27 protein-coding genes are annotated in these 25525 nt (G+C 44.1%); 12 read left to right on the forward strand and 15 right to left on the reverse strand.

Going from position 1 to position 25525, the window contains the following annotated elements; translation table 11 throughout:
- The first annotated feature begins 21 nt into the window (after positions 1–21).
- On the forward strand, positions 22–1221 hold the full coding sequence (gene cls, locus NST70_RS16495) for a cardiolipin synthase (protein WP_328228481.1): 1200 nt from the start codon (positions 22–24) through the stop codon (positions 1219–1221).
- A 278-nt stretch (positions 1222–1499) separates the two neighbouring features.
- Here cls and argS read toward each other — a convergent pair whose 3' ends face one another.
- The 3 genes from argS to speB all read right to left on the reverse strand — a co-directional run bounded on the left by argS (position 1500) and on the right by speB (position 4635).
- Positions 1500–3170 carry an arginine--tRNA ligase gene (gene argS, locus NST70_RS16500; RefSeq protein WP_035190068.1) on the reverse strand — a complete coding sequence of 557 codons (1671 nt, stop codon included), beginning with the start codon at positions 3168–3170 and terminating at the stop codon, positions 1500–1502.
- Positions 3167–3607 (reverse strand): DUF1934 domain-containing protein, encoded by a 441-nt coding sequence (locus NST70_RS16505; RefSeq protein ID WP_035190070.1) that lies wholly within the window; start codon positions 3605–3607, stop codon positions 3167–3169. The genes argS and NST70_RS16505 overlap by 4 nt, the downstream gene beginning before the upstream one ends.
- 155 nt (positions 3608–3762) lie before the next feature.
- Positions 3763–4635: an agmatinase gene (speB, locus tag NST70_RS16510; protein WP_017552682.1), complete on the reverse strand. Its 873-nt coding sequence runs from the start codon at positions 4633–4635 to the stop codon at positions 3763–3765.
- A gap of 180 nt (positions 4636–4815) precedes the next feature.
- On the opposite strand from speB, the gene NST70_RS16515 reads away from it, so the two are divergent.
- On the forward strand, positions 4816–6867 hold the full coding sequence (locus tag NST70_RS16515) for a transglycosylase domain-containing protein (protein WP_035190088.1): 2052 nt from the start codon (positions 4816–4818) through the stop codon (positions 6865–6867).
- A 107-nt stretch (positions 6868–6974) separates the two neighbouring features.
- On the opposite strand, the gene NST70_RS16520 is transcribed toward NST70_RS16515, so the two are convergent.
- The gene (locus NST70_RS16520) at positions 6975–7487 is read right to left on the reverse strand and encodes a YwhD family protein (RefSeq protein WP_017552680.1); all 513 of its coding nucleotides are present in this window, start codon (positions 7485–7487) and stop codon (positions 6975–6977) included.
- A 30-nt stretch (positions 7488–7517) separates the two neighbouring features.
- On the reverse strand, positions 7518–8180 hold the full coding sequence (locus NST70_RS16525) for a site-2 protease family protein (RefSeq protein WP_014096720.1): 663 nt from the start codon (positions 8178–8180) through the stop codon (positions 7518–7520).
- Between the two features lie 145 nt (positions 8181–8325).
- On the opposite strand from NST70_RS16525, the gene NST70_RS16530 reads away from it, so the two are divergent.
- Positions 8326–8511 carry a 2-hydroxymuconate tautomerase gene (locus NST70_RS16530; protein ID WP_035190072.1) on the forward strand — a complete coding sequence of 62 codons (186 nt, stop codon included), beginning with the start codon at positions 8326–8328 and terminating at the stop codon, positions 8509–8511.
- Positions 8512–8525: 14 nt separating this feature from the next.
- Here NST70_RS16530 and NST70_RS16535 read toward each other — a convergent pair whose 3' ends face one another.
- Positions 8526–9044 (reverse strand): hypothetical protein, encoded by a 519-nt coding sequence (locus tag NST70_RS16535; protein WP_035190074.1) that lies wholly within the window; start codon positions 9042–9044, stop codon positions 8526–8528.
- Positions 9045–9061: 17 nt separating this feature from the next.
- The gene (locus NST70_RS16540) at positions 9062–10378 is read right to left on the reverse strand and encodes an HD domain-containing protein (RefSeq protein ID WP_017550337.1); all 1317 of its coding nucleotides are present in this window, start codon (positions 10376–10378) and stop codon (positions 9062–9064) included.
- Positions 10379–10806: 428 nt separating this feature from the next.
- On the opposite strand from NST70_RS16540, the gene NST70_RS16545 reads away from it, so the two are divergent.
- Complete coding sequence (locus NST70_RS16545) at positions 10807–11517, forward strand: RsfA family transcriptional regulator (protein WP_017550339.1); 711 nt, start codon at positions 10807–10809, stop codon at positions 11515–11517.
- A 1389-nt stretch (positions 11518–12906) separates the two neighbouring features.
- On the opposite strand, the gene NST70_RS16550 is transcribed toward NST70_RS16545, so the two are convergent.
- Both NST70_RS16550 and pta read right to left on the reverse strand, forming a co-directional pair.
- A complete protein-coding gene (locus NST70_RS16550) occupies positions 12907–13740 on the reverse strand; it encodes a lipoate--protein ligase family protein (protein WP_035183189.1) in 834 nt (277 codons plus the stop codon).
- A 779-nt stretch (positions 13741–14519) separates the two neighbouring features.
- The gene (gene pta, locus NST70_RS16555; protein WP_035183186.1) at positions 14520–15491 is read right to left on the reverse strand and encodes a phosphate acetyltransferase; all 972 of its coding nucleotides are present in this window, start codon (positions 15489–15491) and stop codon (positions 14520–14522) included.
- Positions 15492–15660: 169 nt separating this feature from the next.
- Here pta and hemQ point away from each other — a divergent pair, with 169 nt between their 5' ends.
- Positions 15661–16416 carry a hydrogen peroxide-dependent heme synthase gene (gene hemQ / locus NST70_RS16560; RefSeq protein ID WP_014096713.1) on the forward strand — a complete coding sequence of 252 codons (756 nt, stop codon included), beginning with the start codon at positions 15661–15663 and terminating at the stop codon, positions 16414–16416.
- Between the two features lie 160 nt (positions 16417–16576).
- Positions 16577–17023 (forward strand): spore coat protein GerQ, encoded by a 447-nt coding sequence (gerQ, locus tag NST70_RS16565; RefSeq protein WP_014096712.1) that lies wholly within the window; start codon positions 16577–16579, stop codon positions 17021–17023.
- A gap of 42 nt (positions 17024–17065) precedes the next feature.
- Here the strand turns inward: gerQ and NST70_RS16570 are convergent, their stop codons facing one another.
- The 3 genes from NST70_RS16570 to NST70_RS16580 all read right to left on the reverse strand — a co-directional run bounded on the left by NST70_RS16570 (position 17066) and on the right by NST70_RS16580 (position 19003).
- Positions 17066–17437, reverse strand: coding sequence for a DUF423 domain-containing protein (locus NST70_RS16570; RefSeq protein ID WP_014096711.1), 372 nt, complete (start codon positions 17435–17437; stop codon positions 17066–17068).
- Positions 17438–17608: 171 nt separating this feature from the next.
- Positions 17609–17866 carry a YwdI family protein gene (locus NST70_RS16575; protein WP_014096710.1) on the reverse strand — a complete coding sequence of 86 codons (258 nt, stop codon included), beginning with the start codon at positions 17864–17866 and terminating at the stop codon, positions 17609–17611.
- A 450-nt stretch (positions 17867–18316) separates the two neighbouring features.
- Positions 18317–19003, reverse strand: coding sequence for a uracil-DNA glycosylase (locus NST70_RS16580; RefSeq protein ID WP_014096709.1), 687 nt, complete (start codon positions 19001–19003; stop codon positions 18317–18319).
- 147 nt (positions 19004–19150) lie between these two features.
- Between NST70_RS16580 and NST70_RS16585 the strand changes: the two genes are divergently transcribed.
- On the forward strand, positions 19151–19498 hold the full coding sequence (locus NST70_RS16585) for a general stress protein (RefSeq protein WP_013860790.1): 348 nt from the start codon (positions 19151–19153) through the stop codon (positions 19496–19498).
- Between the two features lie 124 nt (positions 19499–19622).
- On the opposite strand, the gene NST70_RS16590 is transcribed toward NST70_RS16585, so the two are convergent.
- Positions 19623–19895 (reverse strand): helix-turn-helix transcriptional regulator, encoded by a 273-nt coding sequence (locus NST70_RS16590; RefSeq protein ID WP_017550349.1) that lies wholly within the window; start codon positions 19893–19895, stop codon positions 19623–19625.
- A 479-nt stretch (positions 19896–20374) separates the two neighbouring features.
- Between NST70_RS16590 and NST70_RS16595 the strand changes: the two genes are divergently transcribed.
- The 5 genes from NST70_RS16595 to NST70_RS16615 all read left to right on the forward strand — a co-directional run bounded on the left by NST70_RS16595 (position 20375) and on the right by NST70_RS16615 (position 23713).
- Complete coding sequence (locus NST70_RS16595) at positions 20375–20602, forward strand: uberolysin/carnocyclin family circular bacteriocin (protein ID WP_017550351.1); 228 nt, start codon at positions 20375–20377, stop codon at positions 20600–20602.
- A gap of 74 nt (positions 20603–20676) precedes the next feature.
- Complete coding sequence (locus NST70_RS16600; RefSeq protein WP_013860791.1) at positions 20677–22302, forward strand: hypothetical protein; 1626 nt, start codon at positions 20677–20679, stop codon at positions 22300–22302.
- A 45-nt stretch (positions 22303–22347) separates the two neighbouring features.
- Complete coding sequence (locus tag NST70_RS16605; RefSeq protein ID WP_017550353.1) at positions 22348–22866, forward strand: stage II sporulation protein M; 519 nt, start codon at positions 22348–22350, stop codon at positions 22864–22866.
- 17 nt (positions 22867–22883) lie between these two features.
- On the forward strand, positions 22884–23549 hold the full coding sequence (locus tag NST70_RS16610) for an ABC transporter ATP-binding protein (RefSeq protein ID WP_013860792.1): 666 nt from the start codon (positions 22884–22886) through the stop codon (positions 23547–23549).
- Positions 23546–23713 carry a hypothetical protein gene (locus NST70_RS16615; protein ID WP_013860793.1) on the forward strand — a complete coding sequence of 56 codons (168 nt, stop codon included), beginning with the start codon at positions 23546–23548 and terminating at the stop codon, positions 23711–23713. The genes NST70_RS16610 and NST70_RS16615 overlap by 4 nt, the downstream gene beginning before the upstream one ends.
- 391 nt (positions 23714–24104) lie before the next feature.
- Here NST70_RS16615 and NST70_RS16620 read toward each other — a convergent pair whose 3' ends face one another.
- On the reverse strand, positions 24105–24749 hold the full coding sequence (locus NST70_RS16620; RefSeq protein WP_035190076.1) for an ABC-2 transporter permease: 645 nt from the start codon (positions 24747–24749) through the stop codon (positions 24105–24107).
- A 5-nt stretch (positions 24750–24754) separates the two neighbouring features.
- Positions 24755–25435 carry an ABC transporter ATP-binding protein gene (locus NST70_RS16625; RefSeq protein ID WP_341289311.1) on the reverse strand — a complete coding sequence of 227 codons (681 nt, stop codon included), beginning with the start codon at positions 25433–25435 and terminating at the stop codon, positions 24755–24757.
- Between the last annotated feature and the right edge of the window lie 90 nt (positions 25436–25525).

Below are 25525 nucleotides of genomic sequence, written 5' to 3' on the forward strand. Positions count from 1 at the left end.
ATTGAAGCGGGGAAAAAAGATATGATTTTGCTCTTATTCCTTTCTGCCGTCATAGTACTCATCATCTGGCTTTTCACCGATTACACGCTTGGAAAAAGGCATTTCCGCAAAACTCGCAAACAGCACCAATATCCCGTACGGCACGGGGATTTTACTGTTTTTACCAGCGGAGAAAATCTGTTTCCCCACTACTTTTCCGATATCCTGCATGCCAAAAAAAGCGTATACGTCCTGTTTTATATTGTAAAAAATGATGAAATCAGCCGTGAATTTTTCAGCCTGCTCGCAAAAAAAGCGCGCGAAGGGAAAGAAGTAAAAGTCTTGCTCGATTGGGCGGGCAGCCGGAAGGTCACAAAACAGATGATTGCACAGCTGAAAAACGCTGGCGCCTCGTTTGCCTTCAGCAACCGGCCGAAATTCCCTTTTTTCTTTTACACGCTCCAGCAGCGGAACCACCGGAAAATAACCGTCATTGACGGGGAGACAGGCTATCTTGGCGGTTTCAATGTAGGAAAGGATTATATCGATGGCAACAAGTCGCTTTCTCCTTGGCGGGATTACCATTTCCGCTTAACCGGCGGAAGTATCCGCGACTTGCAGCAGGAATTTATCAGAAACTGGGAAACGGCTACAGGGGAAAAAATGCCATTTGAAACGCCAATCTCTCCTGAGGAAGAAAAAAGCGGATGCCGCCACCGGATCATCCCGACTGCGGGCGATGAGCTTGAACGCCTGGTTTGCAGCCTGATTGAGGAAGCCCGCGAATCGATTTTTATCGGTTCCCCCTACTTTATCCCGACTCCGGCCATCCACAAAAAACTGGTACAGGCTTTAGCGCGCGGCGTAAACGTTACAGTGCTCGTCCCAGATAAAGCGGACCATCCGCTTGTCAAAGAGGCCGCAAGCCGCTATTTCCGGCAGCTGCTTGATAATGGCGCAGACATTCATTTGTTCAAGCCCGGATTTTATCATGCGAAAATTATGATCATGGACCAGACGATTTGCGATATCGGAACGGCTAATTTTGACCGGCGCAGTGTCCGTTTAAACTTTGAAGTCAACTGTCTTGTATACGACAACGCGTTTATCCAAAAAATGTGTGCGATCGTAAAAGAAGATATGTGCCACGCTGTCCCGCTTACAGCAGACGACCTGAACCGCCCCGGATTGGCAACGAGGCTGGCTGAATGGGGTGTGAGGGCAATTGAAGGATTTTTGTGATAAAAGACCGGCTCTGGGTCAGTCGGCGCGATCAAAAAAAATTGCTCCCTGAAGACTGGGGCACTGCCAGGCACATTAGGTGGTTAACAGCTAAACCATCGTTTGGGCTGTCCTTGAATACCATCGCCCCTTAAAAGCTGTCACGGAACCCCAGGCACGTAACTGCACGTCATCTTGCTATTTGCATTCCATTTTGCTTTTCTTAAACCCAATAAACCATTGCGCACCAAAAAAAGCCGCCCCCTGAACCTGTAAACGGATGGGGACGGCTTTTTTCTTTACATTTTTTCCGGTGCGGAAACGCCGATCAGCTGGAGCGCGTTTTTCAGCGTAATTTGCACGGCCTTCACGAGGGCAAGGCGCGCTTTGGTGGCGTCCGCATGCGCCGGCTCGATCACTTTCACAGCATTGTAAAAGCTGTGGAAGTTGGCGGCAAGTTCGTTAATATAATTTGTAATGCGGTGCGGGATCCGCTTTTCGGCCGCATCAGCAATCACCTGCGGGAATTCTCCGAGCTTTTTCAGGACATCCGTTTCCTTTTCAGACCGGATCACGGAAAAATCGGCGCCTGTATCCGGCACAAACCCTTTTTCTTCCGCCTGGCGCAAAATACTGCAAATACGGGCATGGGCATATTGCGCATAGTAAACCGGGTTTTCATTGGACTCTGAAACGGCAAGATCAAGGTCAAAGTCCAAATGCGTATCCGAACTTCTCATCGCAAAGAAGTACCGGGTTGCATCAAGCCCGACTTCGTCAATGAGTTCACGCATCGTGACCGCTTTCCCAGTCCGCTTGCTCATTTTCATTTTTTCGCCGTTTTTATACAAGTGAACAAGCTGGATGATCTCCACTTCAAGATTGCCGCTGTTATAGCCGAGCGCTTCCATTGCCGCTTTCATCCGCGGGATATAGCCGTGGTGGTCAGCGCCCCAAATATTAATCACCGTATCGAAGCCGCGGTCAAATTTGTCTTTATGGTAAGCAATATCCGGGGTCAAGTACGTGTAAGTCCCATCGTTTTTGATGAGCACGCGGTCTTTGTCGTCGCCGAAAGCCGTCGAGCGGAACCACGTTGCCCCGTCCTTTTCATAAATATGGCCTTTTTCGCGCATCAGTGTCAGCATTTCGTCAACTTTTCCGCTCTTATAAAGAGACGTTTCCGAATACCAGACATCAAAACGAACGCGGAAGTCTTCAAGGTCTTTTTTCAGTTTCGCCATCTCGTAATCGAGGCCGTACTGGCGGAAAAATTCGTAGCGCGTTTTTTCATCCGCGTCCACAAATTTCCGGCCGTATTCATCGGCAAGTTTTTTTCCAAGGTCAATAATATCCTGGCCGTAATAGCCATCTGCCGGCATTTCCTTTTCCATCCCGAGCGCCTGGAAGTAGCGCGCTTCGACTGACAAGGCCAGATTGTGGATCTGGTTGCCGGCATCGTTAATATAGTATTCACGGGTCACCTCATACCCTGCTTTTTCAAGAATATTGCACAGTGAATCCCCGACAGCGGCGCCGCGCGCATGTCCGAGGTGAAGATCACCGGTCGGGTTCGCCGATACGAATTCAACCTGGATTTTTTTGCCCCTGCCGGCATCTGAACGGCCGTAATCCGCACCATCGTGAAGGATAGAAGGGATCAGCCGGGTCAAATACGTATTGTCCAAATAAAAATTAATAAAGCCGGGGCCTGCGATTTCCACTTTTTCAATCGACGTTTTCGATTTGTCGATATGTTCGACAATCGCTTCCGCAATCTGGCGCGGCGCTTTTTTTGCCGCACGCGCAAGCTGCATTGCAATGTTTGCGGCATAATCGCCGTGTGCTTTTTCTTTTGGCTTTTCCAGCACAATAGCCGGAATATCCGCTTCCGCAACCAAGCCGGTCTTCATCACCGCTTCTTTGATTTCCGTTTTCAGCGTTTCCTGCATTTGTTCCGCAATGTTCATTTTGCTGCTTGTACCTCCTCATAATGGATCTTCATTTTATATGTACCGACCGAACCCCCATGCATATAAAGCCTGTATCTGAGGGAAAGCTGCCCGGAAAGCGGGCCTGTGCGCGTGTGCACAATCTCATCTGCCGCCGCTTCAATCGGGAATTGGCCATAGCCGTTTTCGTAAGTCCCCGGGCGCCTTGTCCCGGCACGCAAATCAAGCCGCATGGAGACCGCACCGCTTCTCAATACAAGCGCCCTTCCGCTTGCCATTTTGACAACCGTATAAATTTTGCCGGCTTCCTGCACTTCCTCGTACTTTAAATAGGCCGAACCGCCTTTTTCGTAATAATGGCCGAACAAAACCAGTTCGATTTTTTCCGCTTCTTCCTGGAAAATCTCCGTGGTCATATGTATTTTTACAGGGCAAGAAACGGTTTCCCCCGCCATTTTCCCACATCCTTTATTTCATCCATTATAACCTTTCCGGCGGAAAAATAATATGGTAACTCTCCTCATTTTATCATATATAATGGAGCTGCTATCCCGCAAGCTTAACTTTAAAAACCCGGCACCCGCCCCCGCAGCCGGTGCCGGGTTTTCCGTTACTTCACCCAGCCGAGCATCATTTCGCGCACGAGCTTGCTAGCCGTATTGGCTGTTTGCTCGGAATGATCATATACAGGTGCCACTTCAACAAGGTCACAACCAATGACATTCACGCCGGAACGGGCAATCGCATGAATCGATGCCAGCAGTTCTTTTGAGGTGATCCCGCCGGCATCCACCGTCCCTGTCCCCGGCGCAAAAGCGGGATCGAGCACATCAATATCGACCGTCACATACACATGGCGGCCGGAAAGCGCCGGCAACACTTTTTTGAGCGGCTCAAGCACTTCAAACTTTGCGATATGCATGCCGTTTCTTTCCGCCCATTCAAATTCCTCTTTTAAGCCGGACCGGATACCGAATGAATACACATTCGCGGGCCCGATCAACTCCGCCGTTTTCCGGATCGGCGTAGCATGCGAAAGCGGCTCGCCTTCATAATCCGTGCGCAAATCGGTATGGGCATCAAAATGAATGACAGCGAGATCCGGGTATTTTTTGTAAACGGCGCGGATCACCGGCCATGTCACCAAATGCTCGCCGCCAAGGCCGAACGGAAATTTCCCGTCGTCGAGCAATGTCCCGACATAATTTTCAATCATATCAAGGCTTTTTTGCGGATTGCCGAACGGCAGCGGCATATCTCCGGCATCAAAATAGCTGATTTCAGCAAGTTCCCGGTCAAGATACGGGCTGTATTCTTCGAGCCCGATTGAAACTTCCCGGATGCGCCCCGGGCCGAACCGTGAACCCGGGCGGTAGCTGACTGTCCAGTCCATCGGCATGCCGTAAAGCACCACCCGGCTTTTTTCATAATCCGGGCTTGCCCCGATAAAAACATGGCCTGAATAAGCTTCGTCAAATCTCATCTTTTTCTCCTCTTTTTCACAATTTCGGACACATGGAAAAAGTATAGTGAAATTCCGAAAAAAAGCAAGAATCTTTTTACAGCGGGCCACCCTTCCCATAATCCTTTTTTCGGTTCCGGTGTTTAAAATTTCCTCTCTTACTAAATACTAAGGAAATAAGGAGAAAAAGAGGTGCGGATGATGGAGACACAGACAACACCAAAGATCCGGAAAGCCAAATGGGGCCTGCGCCTGATGCTGTTTGCCCTGATTACTTTCGCCATCCTGCTGTCTGCCTTAACGGCAGCTGTCTATCTGTATGCAAAAATTCTCGGTCCGCCGCCGCTGTCCGTACCGCAATCAACGCTTTATTATGCACAAAACGGCAAACAAATCGGCGAGTCGAACAGCGGCCAGCAAAGATACTGGGTGCCGCTTGACGGCATCTCCGAAAACGCCATTGACGCGACCATTTCAATCGAAGACCGCAACTTTTACCATCACCACGGCTTTGATTACCGGCGCATGGCCGGGGCGGTCGCTGCCGATATGAAAGCAATGGGAAAGGTGCAGGGCGCAAGCACCATTACCCAGCAATACGCCCGCAACCTGTTTTTAACGCTTGATAAAACATGGGAAAGAAAATTAAAGGAAGCATTCTACACGGTCCGGCTCGAGTCCAGCTACAGCAAAGACCGGATTCTGGAAGGCTATTTAAATACGATCAATTACGGGCATGGAAAATACGGGATTGAAGCCGCAAGCCGGTACTATTTCGGGAAAAGCGCCAAACAGCTGACACTTGCCGAAGCCGCCATGCTTGCCGGGATTCCAAACGGACCCGGAGTCTACTCCCCTGTCATTTCGCCGGAAAAAGCGAAAAAACGGCAGCTTGCTGTTTTGCAATCGATGGTGAAAAACGGCTATATTACAAAAAAACAAGCAGCAGCAGCCGCCAATGAAACGGTAAAAATCATGCAAAAAGCGGATCCGGATACAAACCGGATCGCCCCTTATTTCCAGGACCTTGTGAAAAAACAGCTGAAAACAAAACTCGGGTTTGATGACCGGACGATTGCGCTCGGGGGATTAAAAGTATATACCACCCTTGATGTGAAGCAGCAAAAAATTGCCGAAGAAACAGTGAAGGAAATCATTCCGGCATCTTCGCAAATCCAGCTCGGTTTTGCGGCAATCAATCCGAAAAACGGCTTCGTAACCGCACTTACCGGGGGCCGCGATTATGCGGAAAGTTCCTTTAACCGCGCCACACAGGCAACGCGCCAGCCCGGTTCCACCATGAAGCCGCTCCTTTATTATGCTGCATTGAACCACGGATTCACGCCGGCAACGATGCTCAAAAGCGAACCGACCGTTTTCCGGCCGGGCGGATCTTCATACAGGCCGCATAATTTCAACAGCCAGTATGCCAATAGGGACATTACGATGATGCAGGCGCTCGCCGTTTCAGATAATATTTACGCCGTGAAAACCCATTTGCTGCTCGGACAGGATGTGCTCGTCCAAACCGCAAAACAATTCGGCCTTACAACCCCGATGGAAAAAGTGCCGTCACTTGCGCTCGGCACATCCGGAGTGCACCTGCTCGATATGGTGAACGCCTACAGCCTGCTTGCAAACGGCGGCACTCAAAACGGGCCTGTTTTCATCACAAAAGTGGAAGATTATAAAGGTCACGTCCTGTATGCATACGACAAACACGAGAAAAAACGAGTGCTGGACAAAGCGGCGGCGTTTGTCACCTCGCAAATGATGACCGGTATGTTTGACAAGCGCCTGAACGGCTATGCCCGTGTCACCGGCGCCTCCATTGTCAAAAGCCTCACCCGCCCGTACGCCGGCAAATCCGGCTCCACCAACACGGACAGTTGGATGATCGGGTTTTCGCCCCAGCTCGTGTCAGGCGTTTGGGTCGGATACGACAACGGGCAGGAAATCACGTTGGCCGCTGACAAAATGTACGCCAAAAAAATATGGGCCCGGTTTATGGAAAAAGCACTTGCCGGGCGCCCTGCCGCGGAGTTTAAGCCGCCCAAAGGCGTAACCGGCGTTGAAATCGATCCTGAAACCGGGAAAATTGCAACCGAAAACTGCCCGGTGGCAAGGCTGACATACTTTATATCCGGTACCGAACCGGCCGAGCCCTGCAGCAAACATCCCGCAGCAGGAGAAAATGAGTTGTATCCGAAAAAGCACCGTAACTGGCTTGAAAAACTGTTCCCGTTTTTTTAAAAACAGCAAAAAGAAAGGCCTGGCCGCTTTGCGGTCAGGCCTTTCCTGCTCCTTCAATGCATCGTGAAATTTCGGCCGGTTCCTTACGCAAAAATAAATGCGCGGGGTCAGGCCTTTAATGCTTCTTTCAATTCATCGCTGGATAAGTTCCACATCTCGCTGCTGTGGCCTTTTAAAAAGTCTGCCAGCACTTTTTTGGACCGGTCGTCCATATGGTCTACAATGATATGGCCCTTCATCGACTTGTCGAGGCGGTTGACATGTTCCGGCAGCGATTTGTAGCCGCGGCGTTTTTCCTTGTTGACCACCATTTCGCAGGCTGTCACCCCGTGATAATAAGGCCCGTTTTCGCCGCGTTCAATTGTCACCCACACAAGCCAGTACGGTTTTGCCCCCTCTTCCGGGACTTCCGAACGGTCGGGGAAAAATCTCACCCGTTTTTCCACGGCGCTCCTTGCATGCATCGCCCCAATATCGACAACCGCCGTGCCTTCATTGACATCAATGATCACCGGCGAGACATTTTCAAGGTTCAGCGCCCCGGTGCCAAAACTTTTATGGCCGTCAGTCGGCGCATTTTTAATAATATTAAATTCTGCTTTTTTCTTTTTTTCAGCCATCTTGCACATCCCCTTTCTCTCAATGGCAATCTATCCGAATACGGAAACAATGGTCTGGAATCCCTTCATAATCGACGGAACCGCACTGTTAAGCAGCGGCGAGATCGTATACCGGCCAAGCGGCGTGACCAGCAGGACCAGAAATACAACGATGCTGTACTGCTCGTACTGCGTCAATTTTGCCCGTACCCCCGGCGAAACCAAATCTTCTATGATCCGGTACCCGTCCAGCGGCGGAAGCGGAATTAAATTAAAAATAAACAATACGAGATTCAGCCAGACAAAATAATTGAAAAAGGAAAGGACAAACCATGGCAGGCCTGCGCCAAGCCCGGTTGCCACCAGCACATAAAAGATGATTTCCCCGATAAACGCCATCAAAAAATTGCTGGCAGGGCCCGCAAAAGATACCGCCACCCCTGCCAGGCGCGGATTTTTGAAATGGTAGCGGTTTACCGGGACAGGGCGCGCCCAGCCGAAGCCGGCGACAAAAATAAGCAGCGCGCCAAGCGGGTCAATATGCTGCGCCGGGTTCAATGTCAGCCGCCCCTCGCGTTTGGCAGTCGGGTCGCCGCACAAATAAGCTGTATAAGCATGGGAAAACTCATGGACGGTAAAAGCAATGATCAGCACCGCCGCGACAATCGGGATATCCCTTAACGGATATGCCAAAAACTGTTGTAATTGTTCCACGTACCGGTCTCCTTTAAAAACAATATATTGACTATAGTATACAAAATTTTCATTCGGTATTCACTTGTTTTAAAAGTGCCACTTGCAGGCGGGCAAAAAAGACTTTACAATTTTTATGAAATCATCTAAAAGGAGATGCACCCGCATGCCATATGTAACCGTCAAAATGCTGGAAGGCCGTACAGACGAACAAAAGAAAGCGCTGGTCGAAAAAGTAACGGCCGCGGTCAGCGAAACCGTAGGCGCCCCAAAAGAAAACATTACCGTGTTCATTGAAGAAATGTCAAAAAACCATTATGCCATAGGCGGCGTCCGCAAAAGCGACGAATAGGGGCGGAAAAATCGCTATGCCTGCTGGACAGGGCTAGCGATTTTTTTCAATTTTTCTATGTAATCGTACGCCTCGTTGATTTCTTCCTCCGTATAACGCTGCTTCGCCTTTAATGTAAAGATTTTCTCCTTTACTTCCTCTTTCGGAAGCATATCAAAATACATGACGGTTGAAACAAGCTCAAGGAAGCGTGCATTTTGCCCATTCATTTCTGCCAGGCACGCATCCAGCCCCGACAGATCCGGTTCGTACATTTCCAGAAATTCCCGGCCCTCGTCTGTCACCGTATACCGATATTGGACATATCCGCCTTTTTTCTCTTTTACTTCGTTTACAAACCCGAGGTTGGTCAGCTCCTCTACTTTGAGCGTCAACTCTTCAGAATACGGGCCGTAAAAGTGGAACTCAAATTTTTCCTGGAAAGGGAAGGATAATTTTTTCGCAATATAAATCATTTTTTGCAGCTTTTTACGCCCGACAATTTCTCCGCTTATGGCAAGCGCACCCATAATTTTTACATGATCTTCTAACACAAACCATTCACTCCTGACTAAATTTCCGAACTCCGGGGCAATTTCAGCAAAGCGGCAATTTCCCTTTTCTTTTCCCCGTGTGTCGTTTCGTCTTCGATCAAATCAAGCGGAAAATACAATTTATGATCCGTCCTTCTTTTCCCCGAAATCGCGTCCACAATATCCGATTCCCTTGATAATTCTTTCAGGTCACCGTTTCGCATCAGCAAATTGATCGGCAGCCGTTCCCCTTCCTCGCCCGGCCGGTAAAAATCGTACGGAAGATCTGAGGACGAATCAATGACTAAATAATAGTTCGGGTCGATCCCGGCTTCTGCAAAAAGCTTTTCAAGCCGGCTGTGCACCTTAAATTCTTTTGCCGGGTCAAACTCAATGTATTTAAACAGATTCCGGTTTACAAAGCGGGCGCAAAGGTCCCGCAAAACCGGGTCATCTTCCTCCTGCCAAACCTCAATATAATACAGCATGACGTGCTCATCCAGTTTTAAATAATCACGCAGGCTGAGTCTATCTTCAAAAAGCGACTGGAAATGGCTGGGCCCGTGCTTGAACGGGTAACGGGCATCGTACAACGTTTTTGCGCGGTGCAAAATTTTTGTTAAAATCACTTCTGCGCTTCTTGTCACCGGGTGAAAATACACTTGCCAGTACATTTGGTAACGACTTAAAATATAATCCTCGACCGCATGCATGCCGCTGTATTTAAAAACGGCCTGGTCTTCATGCGGGCGCATAACGCGGAGCAGCCTTTCAATGTCAAAATGGCCATAGCTGACCCCTGTATAATACGCATCGCGCAACAAATAATCCATCCGGTCCGCATCAAGCTGGCTTGAAATCAGGCTGACCACCAATTTGTTTTCTGAAGTTTTCGCAATCACTTCCGCCACTTTTTTCGGGAAATTTCTACCGACCCGCCGCAATACTTCATTGACTTCCGTCTCCCCGAGGATGATTTGCCTTGTAAACTCCTCATGGTCCATGCCAAACACTTTTTCAAACGAATGGGAAAACGGGCCGTGGCCAAGATCGTGCAAAAGCGCAGCGCAAAGCGACAGCAGCCTGTCCTTTCCGTTCCAGTTCACCCGGTCTTTAAAAACATCATCTGTAATTCTCCTGACAATTTCATAGACGCCAAGTGAGTGGCTGAAACGGCTGTGTTCCGCCCCGTGGAAAGTCAGGTAAGTCGTGCCGAGCTGCCGGATCCGGCGCAATCGCTGGAACTCTTTTGTTCCGATCAAGTCCCAGATCACCCGGTCACGCACATGGACATAGCGGTGGACAGGGTCTTTAAACACTTTTTCCTCACTGAGCTTAAGTTTGGCGTATTCCATGCTTTACCCTCTTCCTGATGTCGTAATTCTATTATACCGGGACAGGCCGGAGAAAAAAAGCTTGTAATATGCAGATAGGCAGCTTTTGAAATGTGGAGGTCGATTGACAAGTTTGGTTTTTCCGAAAAAAATCCCAATAAAAGGGCGCATCTGCGAAAATGCGGGATGCTGCCCTTTCTATCTGCTGCATCAGGTTGCAATGGCTGCATTTTTTAAAACCTTTGCATTTAAAGCCACCAGAATCCTTGCCTAGGCAATCTTAATGGGCTTTTTGGCTTCCCGTGTGTGCCCCCCAACTGTGTTGCTACAAGCAAAAATCCGTTTGTGCGCTAAAATTCTATTATTTTTTTACCATATTGGTATAAATTGCGTGTTTTTTGTCCATTCTCTTAGTACAAACAAAAAATTTACATTTGGGGGTAATGAGAATGAAATCACGTCAAGATGCGTGGAGCGAAGAAGATGATTTGTTGCTGGCGGAAACAGTGCTCCGCCACGTGCGCGAAGGAAGCACGCAGCTGAATGCATTTGAGGAAGTCGGCGATAAGCTGAACCGTACATCCGCCGCCTGCGGTTTCCGCTGGAATGCGGTTGTCCGCCATAACTACGAACAGGCGCTGCAGCTTGCAAAAAAACAGCGCAAACAACGCCAGCGCCTGCTTGGAAAAGACCAGGGCGGGAAAAAGAAACTGCTGTACCAGCCGCCGGTTCCAACACTCGAGGAAATTGGCGAAATGCCGCTTGCTGAATTTCCAGAACAACCGGCTCCGGACGGGGAAGAAGCTGAAAACGGCAGCCCGCAAGTTTCACAGCCGACCGAAAGCAACGGGGATATGAGCCTTGTCAAGGTCATCAGCTATCTGCAATACTTGAACAATACGCAATTCCAAAGCACGATTTTAAAAAGTGAGAATGCAAGATTGAAGCACGAAAACCAGGAATTGAAAAAGGAAACGGAAGAATTGAAAAAACGTGTCCAAGAGCTCGAAGAAGGTTCGGTTACCATGCAGGAAGACTACGAAACCTTGATGAAAATCATGAACCGCGCGAGAAAATACGTCCTTTTCGAAGAAGACGAAACCGGGGCAACCAAATTTAAAATGGACCGCAACGGCAATCTCGAAAAGCTGGCAGAATAAGTTTCGGGCGAGTAAACACAAACACCCATTGGGCGATGCATGCTCAATGGGTGTTTGGCGTGCAAGGCGGCAATCTCCCGGCTTTTGTTGCATGAAAGGATAATTGGGACGTTCCCTAGGTGCCTTTTGGCTTTTAAGATGTTCTAAAGGACAGTTTGTTTGATTCACAGGCGCTTTTTGGCTTTTTGAGATGTTCTAAAAGACAGTTTGGACGCTGTCAAGGTGTCTTTTGGCTTTTTGAGACGCTCTAAAGGACAATTGGCACGTTCCCCAAGCACCTTTTGTCTTTTTGAAACGTTCTAAAGGACAGTTTGGATGATTTCCAGGTGCATTTTGGCTTTTTGAGATGCTCTAAAAGACAGTTTGGACGCTACCAAGGTGTCTTTTGGCTTTTTGAGATGTTCTAAAAGACAATTTGAACGCTGCCTAGGTTTCTTTTGGCTTTTTGGAACGTTCTAAAGGACAGTTTGGATGATTTCCAGGTGCATTTCGTCTTTTTGAGATGCTCTAAAAGACAATTTGGACGCTGCCTAGGTGTCTTTTGGCTTTTTGAAACGCTCTAAAGGACAATTGGCACGTTTCCCCAGCATCTTTTGTCTTTTTGAAACGCTCCTAAAAGGAAAGTTTGGTCGCCGCCCAAGTGTCTTTTTGGAGCCACGTCTTAAAAATGTCTTTCATTCGTTTTATGAAAGACAAAACACAATCGCCTCAACCCCAAAATGTCCTTCATTCGTCCGATGAAAGACAAAAAATGATTGCCACCGCTTTAAAATGTCCTTCATCTTGTACATGAAAGACAATTGCCAACCAGCCGCGCTTCAAAATGTCTTTCATCCACTTTATGAAGGACAAAACAGAGACCATCTCCGACCCCAAATGTCTTTCATCCGCTCCATGAAGGACAAAACAAACTCGCCATAACCCTAAAATGTCCTTCATTCACCCGATGAAGGACAAATCAAAGACATTACAGACCCCAAATGTCTTTCATCTGCCCAATGAAGGACAAAACAAACTCACCATAACCCTAAAATGTCCTTCATTCACCCAATGAAGGACAAATCAAAGACATCACAGAGCCCAAATGTCTTTCATCTGCCCCATGAAGGACAAAATAAAGTCGCCACAACCCCAAATTGTCCTTCATGCGCCAGATGAAAGACAAAAACAGGCTACCATCACTTTAAAATGTCCTTCATCCACTTCATGAAGGACAAATCAAAGTCATTACCGGCTCCAAATGTCTTTCATCCACTCCATGAAAGACAAATCACAATCATCACGACCCCAAATTGTCCTTCATCTCGCACATGAAAGACAGCAGGCAACCGGCCACGTTTCAAAAATGTCTTTCCTCAGATCAGCAGGTGGCCCTTGATCGTTCATTCTTCACAAAAACCGTGCGTTTCTTTCCAGCATGCGTTCATAATATTTGCCGTACCATTCCGTTTCCTGTTCCGAAAGCGGACGGGACACAAGCCGGCCCCCCAACGTCTTCAGCGTTTGCAAAAGCCGCATGAACACATCCTGAACCGTGAGTGTTTCCTGTAAAAGCTCCGCCAAAGAAGCCATCACTTCAGGACGGACACATGGGTATTGCAACTTTGTCTCCGCACCCTGTTTTGCCCGCTCATAAAAATCCCGAACGAGTTCTGCCCTGTCGGCGCCGCTTCCCGTCACACACAAATAAATCTGGACGGCCACCCCTCTCCTGACCCGCCGCTGGGAGATGCCGGCGAATTTTTTCCCGCCAATGCTCAAATCATAGCTCCCCGGGCAGTACGAGCCTGCTATTTCCCCTGCTTCAATCACAACGGGAAAATCCGAAAACATCATTTGGACCAGCTTCCACATCGCTTCGTAACCACGGTTGATATCCATTCCCTTTTCCGTATCCGGCACCACAAGCGAAATGTTCAGCACGCCTGTATCCAATACAACGGCAAGCCCGCCCGAATTACGGACAATATACCGGAACCCTCTATTTTTAAGAACAGCAAGCCCCTCCTCAAAAAAGGGCAATTTTGTATCCTGAATGCCAAGGCTGACGGTGTCGTGATGCACCCATGTCCGGACAACAGCCGGGGATGCATTTGCCCCGACAGCGGTGCACAATGTGTCGTCCATCGCAAATGACTGGGCCGCTTCAAACTGCGGGCCCAACCCGGACTGGTCCATCACCCGCCACTCGGGCTGCTTCAGCAATTGCAGCGCTTCTTCCATGTTGATCTTTCCCCCATTTATTTTACTACTATCATATCATGACGGATTGACTACCAAAAAGCTGCGGCCGAAATCCCTTTACAATGGGGCTGAACCCATAAAAACTGCCCGGCCGCACTCCAATTCCGGGTGCCATCAAATTCAGCCCAACCTCCTTTTCTCCCCAAAATCTTCCATTATAAAATGGCTCCGCCCAGCATGCCGTATAAACCAGAAAAAAGGTTTGGCATCATCCAAAAGCCAAACCAAAAAAGGCGAGCATTCTAAGCCCTGGTGTGCAAGCTGGAAAAGAAGAGCCTCGGCCACATACCAAGGTCATTTTCCCCCGCAATGTCCCACAGCTTTACTTCCCTTTTCCGTTCGTACCCATTCTTTGCACATCGGTACACCCTTTTTTCGTTTTTGTTAAAAAAATCACAAAGCAGCCAGACGCAGACATTACCGGTAATTTGTCAGCCGGACACCTCCCAAAAAATCAACACGCCCTTCTACAAATGCTGTCCAACCAACCGACAAGACTGCTGTCACGGTTCAGATTCAGCCGGTTCAAACATATAAGGGATTCAGTATAGGGTTGAGATAAGAAGGCTGCTTTCCAGGAAAAAAACCTAAATAAAATGAACTTAAGTTTTTCGCGTCCAAAATTCATTACAATCAGGTTAGACATTGATTCTGGCAACACTGAAAAAATAATATTGGTTTGTTCAACTTATATAAGCCTCTTTTTTAGTTCTCCTCCCACCGCTGTCCATTCAACAGCCGGAAGCCTGGCAACTCCCTTACAAACTTTGTGCTGCGGAAATCAAAGCCAAATGATAAACATCTTCCGCATTGCAGCCGCGCGACAAATCGTTGACAGGCGCATTCAGCCCTTGCAAAATCGGACCGACTGCTTCAAAACCGCCAAGACGCTGGGCCATTTTATAACCGATATTCCCCGCATCCAGATTTGGAAAAATAAACACAGTTGCATTCCCCTGAATCACGGAATCCGGCGCTTTCTTTTGCGCCACAGCCGGCACATACGCGGCATCAAACTGCATCTCGCCGTCCATGACAAGCTCCGGATCGCGCTCTTTAGCCAATCGGACTGCCTGCGCCACTTTCTCCGTCTCATCGGAATGGGCGGAACCTTTTGTTGAAAAGCTCAGCATTGCAATCCTCGGTTCAATATCAAATGTCCGGGCAGTTTTCGCGCTCTCCACGGCCGTTTCCGCCAAGTCTTGGCTGTCCGGTGAAATATTGATTGCACAATCGGCGAAAACAAATTTCTCTTCGCCCCTCACCATAATGAAAACGCCAGAAACTTTTTTCACGCCCGGTTTTGTTTTAATGATCTGCAATGCCGGCCGGACTGTATCTGCCGTTGAATGGATGGCACCGCTTACCAGACCGTCCGCTTTTTTCAAATAGACGAGCATGGTGCCGAAATAATTGACGTCTTTTAAAATTTGGCGCGCATCTTCCTCCGTCGCTTTGCCTTTTCTTCGTTCCACAAAAGCCTGCACCATTTCTTCAAAACCGGCATAGTCTTCCGGGTCATACACTGTAACGCCCTTGACAGAAACACCGATGGCCTGGGCTTTTGCCTGAATTTTATCCTTGTTCCCGATTAAAACCGGCCGGAGTACTTCATCGGCTGCAAACCGGGAGACGGCTGTTAAAACCCTTTCATCCGAACTTTCCGGAAAAACAATCGTTTTGTTATGTCCCCGCACTTTTTCTTTTATCCCGTCAAAAAATGTACTCACGCTCAACACTCCTCGTTTACGGTATCCATTTTAAGGATAATCCATTTTTCCGGAAAATCAAAGGCAAAAGAAGGCTTCTTTTAGACAATTTCGCGGTAGCCGTAATATTTTTTCCCTTTTCTAACCTGTGTTATAGTAAGGGAAGAGAAAAACATTTGGAGGGAAAAAAATGAGCGAAGCAGCAGAAACACTGGACGGCTGGTACTCACTGCATGATTTCCGTTCTCTCGACTGGGCGGGCTGGAAGGCGCTGCCTGCCGAGGAAAGGGATGCTACGGTGAAAGAATTCCGGCAATTTCTTCAGCAACTGGATGCCATCCAAAGCAAACACGAAGGGGCTTATGCTTTATATACCATCACCGGCCAGAAAGCCGACTTTGTTTTATGGACGATGCGGCCGGCCCTGGAAGACCTCGAAGAAATTGAAACAGCCTTTAATAAATTAAGGATTGCTGATTTTACCATTCCGGCATATTCGTACATCGGTGTAAATGAACTGAGCAACTATGTGCGCGGCGGGAAAGCGGACGAGTCTGCGTATGAAAATCCGCGTGTCCGCGAGCGCCTCTACCCGACATTGCCGAAATCCAAATACTTCTGTTTCTACCCGATGGATAAACGGCGCGAAGGCAATGACAACTGGTACATGCTGCCAATGGAGGAACGCAAGGAGTTAATGAAAAGCCACGGATTGATCGGCCGCAAATATGCCGGCAAGGTAAAACAATATATTCTCGGTTCCACCGGGCTTGACGACTACGAATGGGGTGTGGCTTTATTATCCGATGATGCCCTGCAGTTTAAAAAAATCGTCTATGAAATGCGGTTTGACGAAGCCAGCGCAAGGTACGGAGAATTCGGCCCGTTCTATGTCGGCAGCCTGCTTGACGAAGAACGGTTAACCTCCTATTTGCATATTGGTTAAGAAAAATCCTTCCAGCCTGCTGGAAGGATTTTTTCACGAGAGATCTTAAGCATAACCCGTTTCCGGCCGGCATACACATAAATGTAGTGAATGCCCTTGTTTTTTGTGCATTTTACAAAAACCAGGGCAGACCGATATGCAAAATGGAGGGGGAAATCAGTTGGAAAACGGCAATTACACACCGCCCGTATACGGATATCCTTATTATTACCGGCAGTCCGCACAGCCTTATTACGGAGGATATTATCCGCCGTACCAGGTTCCCGGGGGGCAGCAAGCGCAGGCACCCTCACAGAACCTGCCCGGCCAGCTTCCGCTTGAACAATCGTATATTGAAAATATTTTGCGGCTGAATAAAGGAAAACTGGTCACGCTGTACGCCACGTTTGAAAACAACCGGGAATGGAATGCTAAAGTGTTCAATGGCATTATTGAAGCTGCCGGACGGGACCATGTCATCCTTAGTGATCCGCAAACCGGGCAGCGTTATTTAATCCCGATGGTCTATGTTGATTACGTTGTCTTCTCTGAAGAAATCGAATATGAATACCCATATGGTAGCACAACGCAAGCCGGTCAGCCGCTGGCAACCTATCCGCCGCGGTGATCAGCGAAAGAAAAAACAGCTCCGAAACCGGGCTGTTTTTTCTTACATCCACTTTACCGCCGCTATAGCAAGCAGTATCCAGGAAGCAAGGAACGCGACGCCTCCGATTGGCGTAATCGCACCAAGCACACTGATTTTCGTTAAGCTTAAAACATAAAGGCTGCCGGAGAAAAGGACGATGCCAATCAGCATCAACCATCCTGACCAGCTGAGCAGTGCGGATGATTTGAGGATGCCGGAAAGAATGCCGATCGCAATCAACCCGAGCGCATGGTACATTTCATAACGGACGCCGGTCTCCCAAATATCCAGATACTTCTGATCCATGATCCCTTTCAACCCGTGGGCCCCAAAAGCCCCGAGCGCAACAGATATACACGCGTTCAGTGCTCCAAAAAAAACAAAAATATTCATGCGATGCACTCCCATTTTTTAATGTAAAACGCTGTAGAAGCTTAAAAACAAGTCAACATAAATGTTCATGATAAAAAGCTAGATACCATGATAGGTATACAAACCGTATAAGAAGCTGCAGAGAAGACAGGAACGCCCGCTTTGGTGGACGCTTGTTTCAATTGTTTGCGATTAAAAATCAAAAATAGAGTCTCCGTTTGCACCATCTTCCATTTTCAACGGCTCCGGTTTCAGCACCGTTTTCGGCACAGAAGGACTGGCAGGCAATGGCTCTTCTGGCTGTACCGCCTTTCCGCTTTCCAATAAAACTTCACACAAAGCTTTTACCGCATAGATATGCTCCCTGAATTGTTCCGCCGGCATTGCCTGTTTTGCCTTTGCCAATTCCTGCTCCATTTTTTCCAAAAGCATTTCCGTTGTAATGGCCATTTCCGCACCTCTGTTTAATTTCTATATAAAATAAATGAAATCTGTTGCCTACTGCAAAAAAGTATGAGCAATGAATATAAGTTTTTCCCCCAAGCCCGCGTTCCATTTGCACGATGACATTTTTTCCGAAGGCAACAGAACTGCGATATTTTATTCATTTTATATAGCCTGAAAATTTGTTTTCATCCCGCTGCTGTGATGCGTTCCCTGTAGCATAGGCGTCCAACCTGAAATTTGTAATCGCTAGGTTCATGACTTCCGATCGCATCATGGCTGCAGGGTGCCGGTCCTGACAATGTTTCCTTCCTTTGCTGGCCCGCATTTGTCGTTTGCTTACATTTATTTTAACAGAGGACAATTATCCGAACAATGCGGAACGCTGTCATACCTTGCAAAAAAATCGCCATGTTTCACGTGGAACATTGTCGGATTTCCGCGATGGAATGCGTTTTATATCTTTTCCTGTTCCGGCAGCTGCCAGTCGATCTCTTTTTCTTCCAACTTGCGCAAAATATTGTTGGTTTTTGAAAACGGACGGCTCCCGAAAAAACCGCGATGGGCGGACAACGGGCTTGGATGGGCAGCAGTTAAAACAAAATGTTTGTTGGTGTCGATCAGCGCTTTTTTGCTCTGCGCAGGCCTTCCCCATAACAGAAAAATGACAGGTGTTTCTTTCGCATTGATTTTCCGGATCACTTCGTCTGTAAAAATTTCCCATCCCATTCCTTGGTGTGAATGGGCCTGCCCTTCCCTGACAGTCAACACGGTGTTTAACAGCATCACGCCCTGCTTCGCCCAGCTGACCAAGCACCCGTGCTGCGGAATCCTGCATCCAACATCGTCATGTAGCTCTTTGAAAATATTCCGGAGCGAAGGGGGAATATCCACCCCCGGCTTTACTGAAAAACTAAGCCCGTGAGCCTGGCCCGGTCCGTGGTAAGGATCCTGGCCAAGGAGGACAACCTTAACATCCCGATAAGCCGTATAGTGAAAAGCATTAAAGATATCGAACATATCAGGATGGATTCGCTGTGTTGCATATTCTTTTTTGAGGAACTCCCTCAATTTTAAATAATATGGTTTTTGGAATTCCTCCTTTAAAAGCGGGCCCCAATCATTTTTAAAAATGTCCTTCATTTTATTTACAGCCCCTTTCTTTCCTATACTTTCATTTTATCAGTTTCCTTGTCCGGCGGCTGTAAAACTTTTCTTTGTTTAAGGACGGCAGGAAGCGGTTATATAAATGTCAAACAGTATCATCATTTTTCGGAAGGAGGAAGACAGGTGCATAAAGTAGAAGTGGTCGAAAACGGGCTCGAAGCGACGAAAAAGATAACAGAGTTTGAAAATGAAGGATTTGCGAAAGACAATATTTATATTTTCTCGCATGACAAAGACCGTTCAAAAGATTTAACCGACGCAACGGAAACGGGATCTGTCGGCATGGAAGAACAAGGAGTCATTGATTCGGTCGGCAATCTGTTCAGGGAGCGAGGGGATGAACTGCGTTCGAAAATGCAGTCGCTCGGATTGTCGGAGATGGAAGCCGTACAGTATGAAAAAGTACTCGACGAGGGGCGCGTTGTCGTCATCGCCACGGATAACCAGGAGGGGCCTGAACACCTGCTATAAAACCGGACCGGGCCGGCGTTCCTTAAGCCGGCTTTTTTCTGCTTTTATTAGGTTAAATGGCTCATATTCAGCCATCCTGGGACGTGTCTTTAAACCAGGCCAATTAAACTAACAGTTGCAAAAATTATAAAAACAGATCACTTAAGAGAGACAAAAAACTGTCAGCTGATAATTCTAGTCTGCTCAATATGTAAAAAAAGGTAAACAGACTGGGTAGTACTTGACCTTTTTCAATCCGATGAACCGTTTTTTCGGATAATATGTTGCCTGCAAGATCCTTTTGCGTCAAACCCTTTTCTAATCTGGCAGTTTTTACTGCTACCCCTACATTTTCGGCATTTATGATTTTTTGTAAAAACATTTCCTCTGATTGAAATTGTTTGTCTTGATATACCATCAGCTCCCACCCCATATGATTTGAGTATTCTATTTTTGATTTACAAGTTTTGATTTACAAGCTTATCATTTCAAATTAAAAAAACGAACAATTAAAAATTCAAATCAATCACAAAATCTTTCGATACTTTTTATTTTAATAAATTACTGACTGTTGTCAACGAAAAATTTTTCGGCATCACTAAAGATATATGCTGAAATCTATCAGACACTTTTTCCAAAAGCTTTACTTCATCACCCATCCTTCTGTTTTCAGGTATAACTGGACACATGTGTCTATTGTCAACAAACACACATTTTAATAACATACACTTGAACAAATTGATAATTTCCAAGCAATAAATGATATAAATGTGCATAACATTTATATAAAAGTTATTAAAATAGGCCCTTCGGGTTAAATTAAAATAATAAAAATATTAAATTTTAAAAATGTAACTAATCCCGAGGGTCTACTTTTAAAAGGGAGGTGAATATAATATGGGATTATTCCACGTTGCATCTAAGTTTCATGTTTCTGCAGGAATAGCATCTGGTGTTGTTACAGCTGTATTGCATGCTGGTACTATAGCATCTATAATAGGAGCCGTCACAGTAGTTATGTCAGGTGGCGTTGATGCAATCCTCGATATGGGATGGACAGCGTTTATTGCAGAAGTAAAACATTTAGCTAAGGAATATGGCAAAAAAAGAGCTATTGCTTGGTAAAAACTGGAACAGCCAGGATCTACAGTCCTGGCTGTTAAAAAACATTTATTGATTTTTATTGTGGAGTGATGTTTATGGGGATTTTTAGGCTTGTTATGCTATATATCATAAATACATACTCAACCCGAGGTTTTTTAATAAAAAAGGTACTGAAAATAAAGAGCACTAAAAAATACATTCTATTGAGTTTTTTGTTTGAAGTCTTTATATCTGTATTTTTAATTTCTATTTTTAACAGGATCTTTTTACCGGACCATAAAAATATTCTTATTGGAGTGGCTCTGATTCTGACTGTTGGCGACCAAGTGAAAGCTGTTATGACAACAAGAAAAATGTTAGATGAAAGGTACTTGGTCTATCATTTTAGCAGGTATCTCGGGAAGAATAACAATTTAATGAAAAAGGTTATACTGCTCGACTGGATGGTTAGCATGGTGCAAAGTTTAACCAAAATCGTGCCGTTTGGGGTGTTTTTTTATTTACACAGGATGGGAACGAAGTACATATTGATTGTGATTTTGTTCGAACTGCTCCTGTTTTGTATTCATTTACTTGGAAAATCGTTATCTTATCATAAAGGTTTCCGTATTGTACTAAACCTGACAACAAAAGCTTTGTTATGCTGCTTCGTTTATACCGTTGCTTCCATCTTCATGCAAATCATTTATGAATCAAGACGTAACATATCTACTTATGGATATAAATTAAAAGCCATCACAAATTTAAATAATCAAGCAAAAGAAATACTTCTAAGCTCAAATTTGTTTATCATTTTTAAAAATGCAGCCTTGTTTGTTAGCCATATGCATATTCTCACGGCTACTTTAACCGTGGTATTGCTATTCATCATTAGTATTATCATTTTTGCTTTCTCAAAAGATACGAAGGAAGTTTATTATCAAACGCCCTTCTTTGGTTTTTTATATAAAACATTGAATAAGGAGCACTATTATACCTATGCTGACTACTATTCTTTAAAAGCAAACTCAAAAGAATTACTGAACAATCCTTTTGACCTGTTTATCACGGGAGAACTTTCTGTCAGTACAGGAATTTCATTGGCCTCGGCACCTTATATTCATAATATCATCGTTACCCTTATTTTTATGTTTTTTCAGCTCCACATCATTCTGAAGGGAGCGATAAGCACTACAAGCTTTATCTACAAAAAAATTTTTAAGCTTGAACAAGAATGTTCTATGATGGAAATTTTTAAAATATATGAGTTAAAAAAGAATGGTATTCTATTCTCAAAATATGAATTATTAAAAAGAACGATCAATATATATTTATTTTGTCATTTGTTTTTGTTCTTTATTGCAACTTTGTTTATTTCGTTTCAACAAAGTCTATCTTTTTTGATTTTAATTCCATTTTTTTATGCAATAAAAAACGAATATGTTTTATACTCACTTAGAACCAATTATGACGTTTTTGTTTTATTACTTAGCAAAAGTAATCCTCCCAAAATTAACAGGCTGAATGAATTCGATGGATTCTCTTTAATTGCTACAGCGAATAATGTATTATCTAAGCTTGTAACCCAATTTACAATATTAGGGTTGATCATAATAGCGATGTTCAAATTTATCTCGGGGATTTATTGGCTCTGCCCCTTCTTGGCTATCGCCTTTACTCTTTTTGGACAAGTAGTTTACAGCAACAAGGATTACAAAAAAATCAAACAGTCCTGTCAATAGGTTTATTAAAACAAAAAATAACTAAACACGGGGATTTAAGAATTTATGAAAAATATAATTACCACATATAAAAAATACTTTTTTGTTTCTTTAGCCGTTTATTGTATTAGTTTTATAACCGGAGCATTCTTATCAAAATTTTTAAGTTTCAAGTATACCGAAAATGAGCAAAGATTTGTTGACCTGTTTCTTCATAATTATACATTGGGGCTTAAAATCATGGTATTAGGTTGGATTAGTTTGGGTGTAATTAGTATAATATATTTGGGGTATAATGGGGTTTTTTTAGGTGCTTTCTCATTTGCAATTATAAGAAACCATGGGCTCAAACCTGTATTAACCGGAATAATCCCACATGGGATTATAGAAGTAATTGCATTTTTGCTTTTTGCAACAATTGGCTTTGAAAGCCTGCGTTGCATTAACATTTTAAAATTGAATTCTAAAAGTGAACAAGAGTTAAGATATAAAGTTGAAATTATAAAGTTAGTATCGATTTTTCTTTTCGCAACCATTTTATTGGTAATTGCTGCATGGATTGAAGCGGACATATCACATGTATGAACGGAAGTGAAATAGATATGGAAAGGATATCAATAAAGCATTTAACTTATGGTTATGAAAATCAACCCAGGTTATTTAATAACGTAAATATCGAGATAGATCAAAACAGTATTGTAAGATTATATGGAAAAAACGGTTCAGGAAAGACTACTTTGCTGAAAATCATTGCAAATATTATAGACGATCCTCATCTGTCTTATGAGTTGCGGTTTTTTGGTGAAAAGCTAAGTTTTGCAGACATTCGCAAGCGTAGAGTATTTGTTGGAGACTCTCCTGTATTTTATGAAGAATTAACAATGGAACAAAATATTCAATTTTACAATTTGTTATTTCATTACGGCCCTGTATTCAGCAAACAAGTATATGAATACTGTAAAAAGTTTGATGTTGATGCCTATAAGAATGAGCAAGTGAAAAATTTGTCATTAGGGACCCGGCAAAAAATCTTTTTATCCATTAACTTATCGATCCCTTCAGAATTGGTCTTATTGGATGAGCCGTTTAATTCCTTGGACACTTCCAGTAGAAAAGTTTTATCTGACATCATCACACAAAGTAAGCAAAAAACGTTTGTTATTGTGTCACATGAAAAGGAAGCAAGCCTGTCTTTCACACATGAATTAAATAGCGAAAATTGGCAGTTAAAAAGTTTAAATAACACGGATGGGGGTGTGGGAGAATGAAATCCGCCATGTTCACGCTGGTACTAATCGCCATTTTTGTTTTTGTCTATATTAAAAAAACGGGGATTTCAAATATATCTATTCCAAAGTTATTGTTTATACCGGCGATTTTTATCGCAGCCTATTTTATAGACAAAAAGTTGCAACAGAAATTACGAAAATAAGCATTCATACCAGCAATTTCCTGGGCCAGTTGCCAGATTAAACATAGGTAAAACAACGATGGGAATGCACTTTTAGAAGAAGCTGGTCCGGAATTGCGCAAATTCATCGTTGTGGAACGCGACGTGAAGCAGGAGCAGTTTCCTCCCATAAACTAAAAACGCCGCACAAGATTGTTTCTTTTCACAAAGGGCATTGAAAAAAAACACCCATTTTGTAAAAGAAGGATACGTATGCCCTTTTTGAAGAAAAATGCCCTTTTTATTTTTATTGAATTTGAAAACCTGGAAGGAAAGCCAAAAATACGGGATCATTCATTTTCCAGCGCCTCGATTAAGGGTAATTTTTAATTCAAATAATAACATTTATGGAATCCTCATTTTTATCATTTTTTCAGTTATAAAAGCGCTTTTTGCATATAATGACGGAGACTATATAAGAAATACCAGCAGTTAATAAAACACAAAGCACAAAATAAAAACCTAATTTTAGGTTAGAAGATTGATGAAAAAAATTTGAAATCTTTAAGGCTGAATGATTAACTTTGGAGAGTATAAAAGCAATCAAAATTATCAATATGACAGCAATAGTTAATCCGTTTTGATTGAACAAGTATATAAATGGAATTAAAATAAGCATATACATTAAAGAAATACACAGGGTTAAAAGCCCTATAAATAAGTAAGATTTTAAAGGCAAATTTTTATAAAAGACATATATAATTAAATTAACTAAAAAAGAAAAAATGCTTGAGATAAGACATAATGAAATACCCGTTAAATAACGTGCAAATACTATCCTATTGAAAGATACACCTGTTGTATTTAGAAAGTCTAAAAAACCGGATTTATTATCATCATTAAATAGTGACTGAATACTATTCAGAAAAAGCATAGTTATAAATATTGAAATTACAGCACTGTCTTGGCGTAGGAATATTATTGCCAAAATTAGGGCCGCTACAAATGATATTACGAACTTTAATTTAAACCAGTGTTTTCCCAATAATAATATATCTTTTAAATATCCTCCTACCATATTGATTACCTCCTTGCTACTATATTCTTTAATTCCGCTTCCAACTCATTTGTATTACTTATATCGGAAACATCTTTTTTTAGTAGCATAGAACCTTTATGTAAAAATATAACCTTATCTGCAATTTTAATAATATCGTCAAGTAGGTGTGTGCTCATAATTGCAATAGATGAGGTTGTCTTTACATATTCCTTTATAATGGTTAACACAGTATCCCTAATTAAAGGGTCTAATCCACCAGTAACTTCATCAAGTAATAACAATTTTGGATGGTGGGATAGAGTAACAGCAATACCAATTTTGGTTTTCATTCCCTTCGAAAAATATTTAATGCTTTGAGTTTCGGGTATTTCAAATTTATCTAGATAATCCTTAAATTTTTTTGAATCCCATGATTTAAATATATATGGCATAAATAAATTAATATTTTCCGCAGATAATTCCTCGGGAAAATGATTAGTGTCAAATTGAAAACCAATTTCATTCTTGGGAGGAACCGAAAGATTTCCTGAATCCAAAGAAACTGTTTGAGAAATAATCCTTAAAAGTGTTGTTTTTCCAGCTCCATTTTCACCAATAATTCCTACTATATTTTTAGGAAATGCTGAAAAACTAATATTATTTACATGAAATTTACCGATTTTTTTAGATACAGATTCTAACTTGATTGGATTTGTCATATTCATTTTTTTCACGCTTTCCCTATTTAATAAAATAAGTTAGTGATATTGCAACGCATATTCCGCACGTAAATTTTTCCATTTTATGATTTTTTT

The sequence above is a fragment of the Weizmannia sp. FSL K6-0777 genome, from assembly GCF_038593185.1.
Taxonomy (GTDB): Bacteria; Bacillota; Bacilli; order Bacillales; family Bacillaceae_C; genus Weizmannia; species Weizmannia faecalis.

Bases quoted from the DNA above. Each gene is read 5' to 3' on its own strand.
- cls (WP_328228481.1), top strand. From the start codon at position 22: ATGATTTTGCTCTTATTCCTTTCTGCCGTCATAGTACTCATCATCTGG.
- argS (WP_035190068.1), bottom strand. From the start codon at position 3,170: ATGAACATTGCGGAACAAATGCAGGAAACGCTGAAAACGGAAATCAAA.
- NST70_RS16505 (WP_035190070.1), bottom strand. From the start codon at position 3,607: ATGGCGGGGGAAACCGTTTCTTGCCCTGTAAAAATACATATGACCACG.
- speB (WP_017552682.1), bottom strand. From the start codon at position 4,635: ATGAGATTTGACGAAGCTTATTCAGGCCATGTTTTTATCGGGGCAAGC.
- NST70_RS16515 (WP_035190088.1), top strand. From the start codon at position 4,816: ATGGAGACACAGACAACACCAAAGATCCGGAAAGCCAAATGGGGCCTG.
- NST70_RS16520 (WP_017552680.1), bottom strand. From the start codon at position 7,487: ATGGCTGAAAAAAAGAAAAAAGCAGAATTTAATATTATTAAAAATGCG.
- NST70_RS16530 (WP_035190072.1), top strand. From the start codon at position 8,326: ATGCCATATGTAACCGTCAAAATGCTGGAAGGCCGTACAGACGAACAA.
- NST70_RS16540 (WP_017550337.1), bottom strand. From the start codon at position 10,378: ATGGAATACGCCAAACTTAAGCTCAGTGAGGAAAAAGTGTTTAAAGAC.
- NST70_RS16545 (WP_017550339.1), top strand. From the start codon at position 10,807: ATGAAATCACGTCAAGATGCGTGGAGCGAAGAAGATGATTTGTTGCTG.
- NST70_RS16550 (WP_035183189.1), bottom strand. From the start codon at position 13,740: ATGGAAGAAGCGCTGCAATTGCTGAAGCAGCCCGAGTGGCGGGTGATG.
- hemQ (WP_014096713.1), top strand. From the start codon at position 15,661: ATGAGCGAAGCAGCAGAAACACTGGACGGCTGGTACTCACTGCATGAT.
- NST70_RS16570 (WP_014096711.1), bottom strand. From the start codon at position 17,437: ATGAATATTTTTGTTTTTTTTGGAGCACTGAACGCGTGTATATCTGTT.
- NST70_RS16575 (WP_014096710.1), bottom strand. From the start codon at position 17,866: ATGGCCATTACAACGGAAATGCTTTTGGAAAAAATGGAGCAGGAATTG.
- NST70_RS16580 (WP_014096709.1), bottom strand. From the start codon at position 19,003: ATGAAGGACATTTTTAAAAATGATTGGGGCCCGCTTTTAAAGGAGGAA.
- NST70_RS16590 (WP_017550349.1), bottom strand. From the start codon at position 19,895: ATGGTATATCAAGACAAACAATTTCAATCAGAGGAAATGTTTTTACAA.
- NST70_RS16595 (WP_017550351.1), top strand. From the start codon at position 20,375: ATGGGATTATTCCACGTTGCATCTAAGTTTCATGTTTCTGCAGGAATA.
- NST70_RS16600 (WP_013860791.1), top strand. From the start codon at position 20,677: ATGGGGATTTTTAGGCTTGTTATGCTATATATCATAAATACATACTCA.
- NST70_RS16605 (WP_017550353.1), top strand. From the start codon at position 22,348: ATGAAAAATATAATTACCACATATAAAAAATACTTTTTTGTTTCTTTA.
- NST70_RS16610 (WP_013860792.1), top strand. From the start codon at position 22,884: ATGGAAAGGATATCAATAAAGCATTTAACTTATGGTTATGAAAATCAA.
- NST70_RS16615 (WP_013860793.1), top strand. From the start codon at position 23,546: ATGAAATCCGCCATGTTCACGCTGGTACTAATCGCCATTTTTGTTTTT.
- NST70_RS16620 (WP_035190076.1), bottom strand. From the start codon at position 24,749: ATGGTAGGAGGATATTTAAAAGATATATTATTATTGGGAAAACACTGG.
- NST70_RS16625 (WP_341289311.1), bottom strand. From the start codon at position 25,435: ATGAATATGACAAATCCAATCAAGTTAGAATCTGTATCTAAAAAAATC.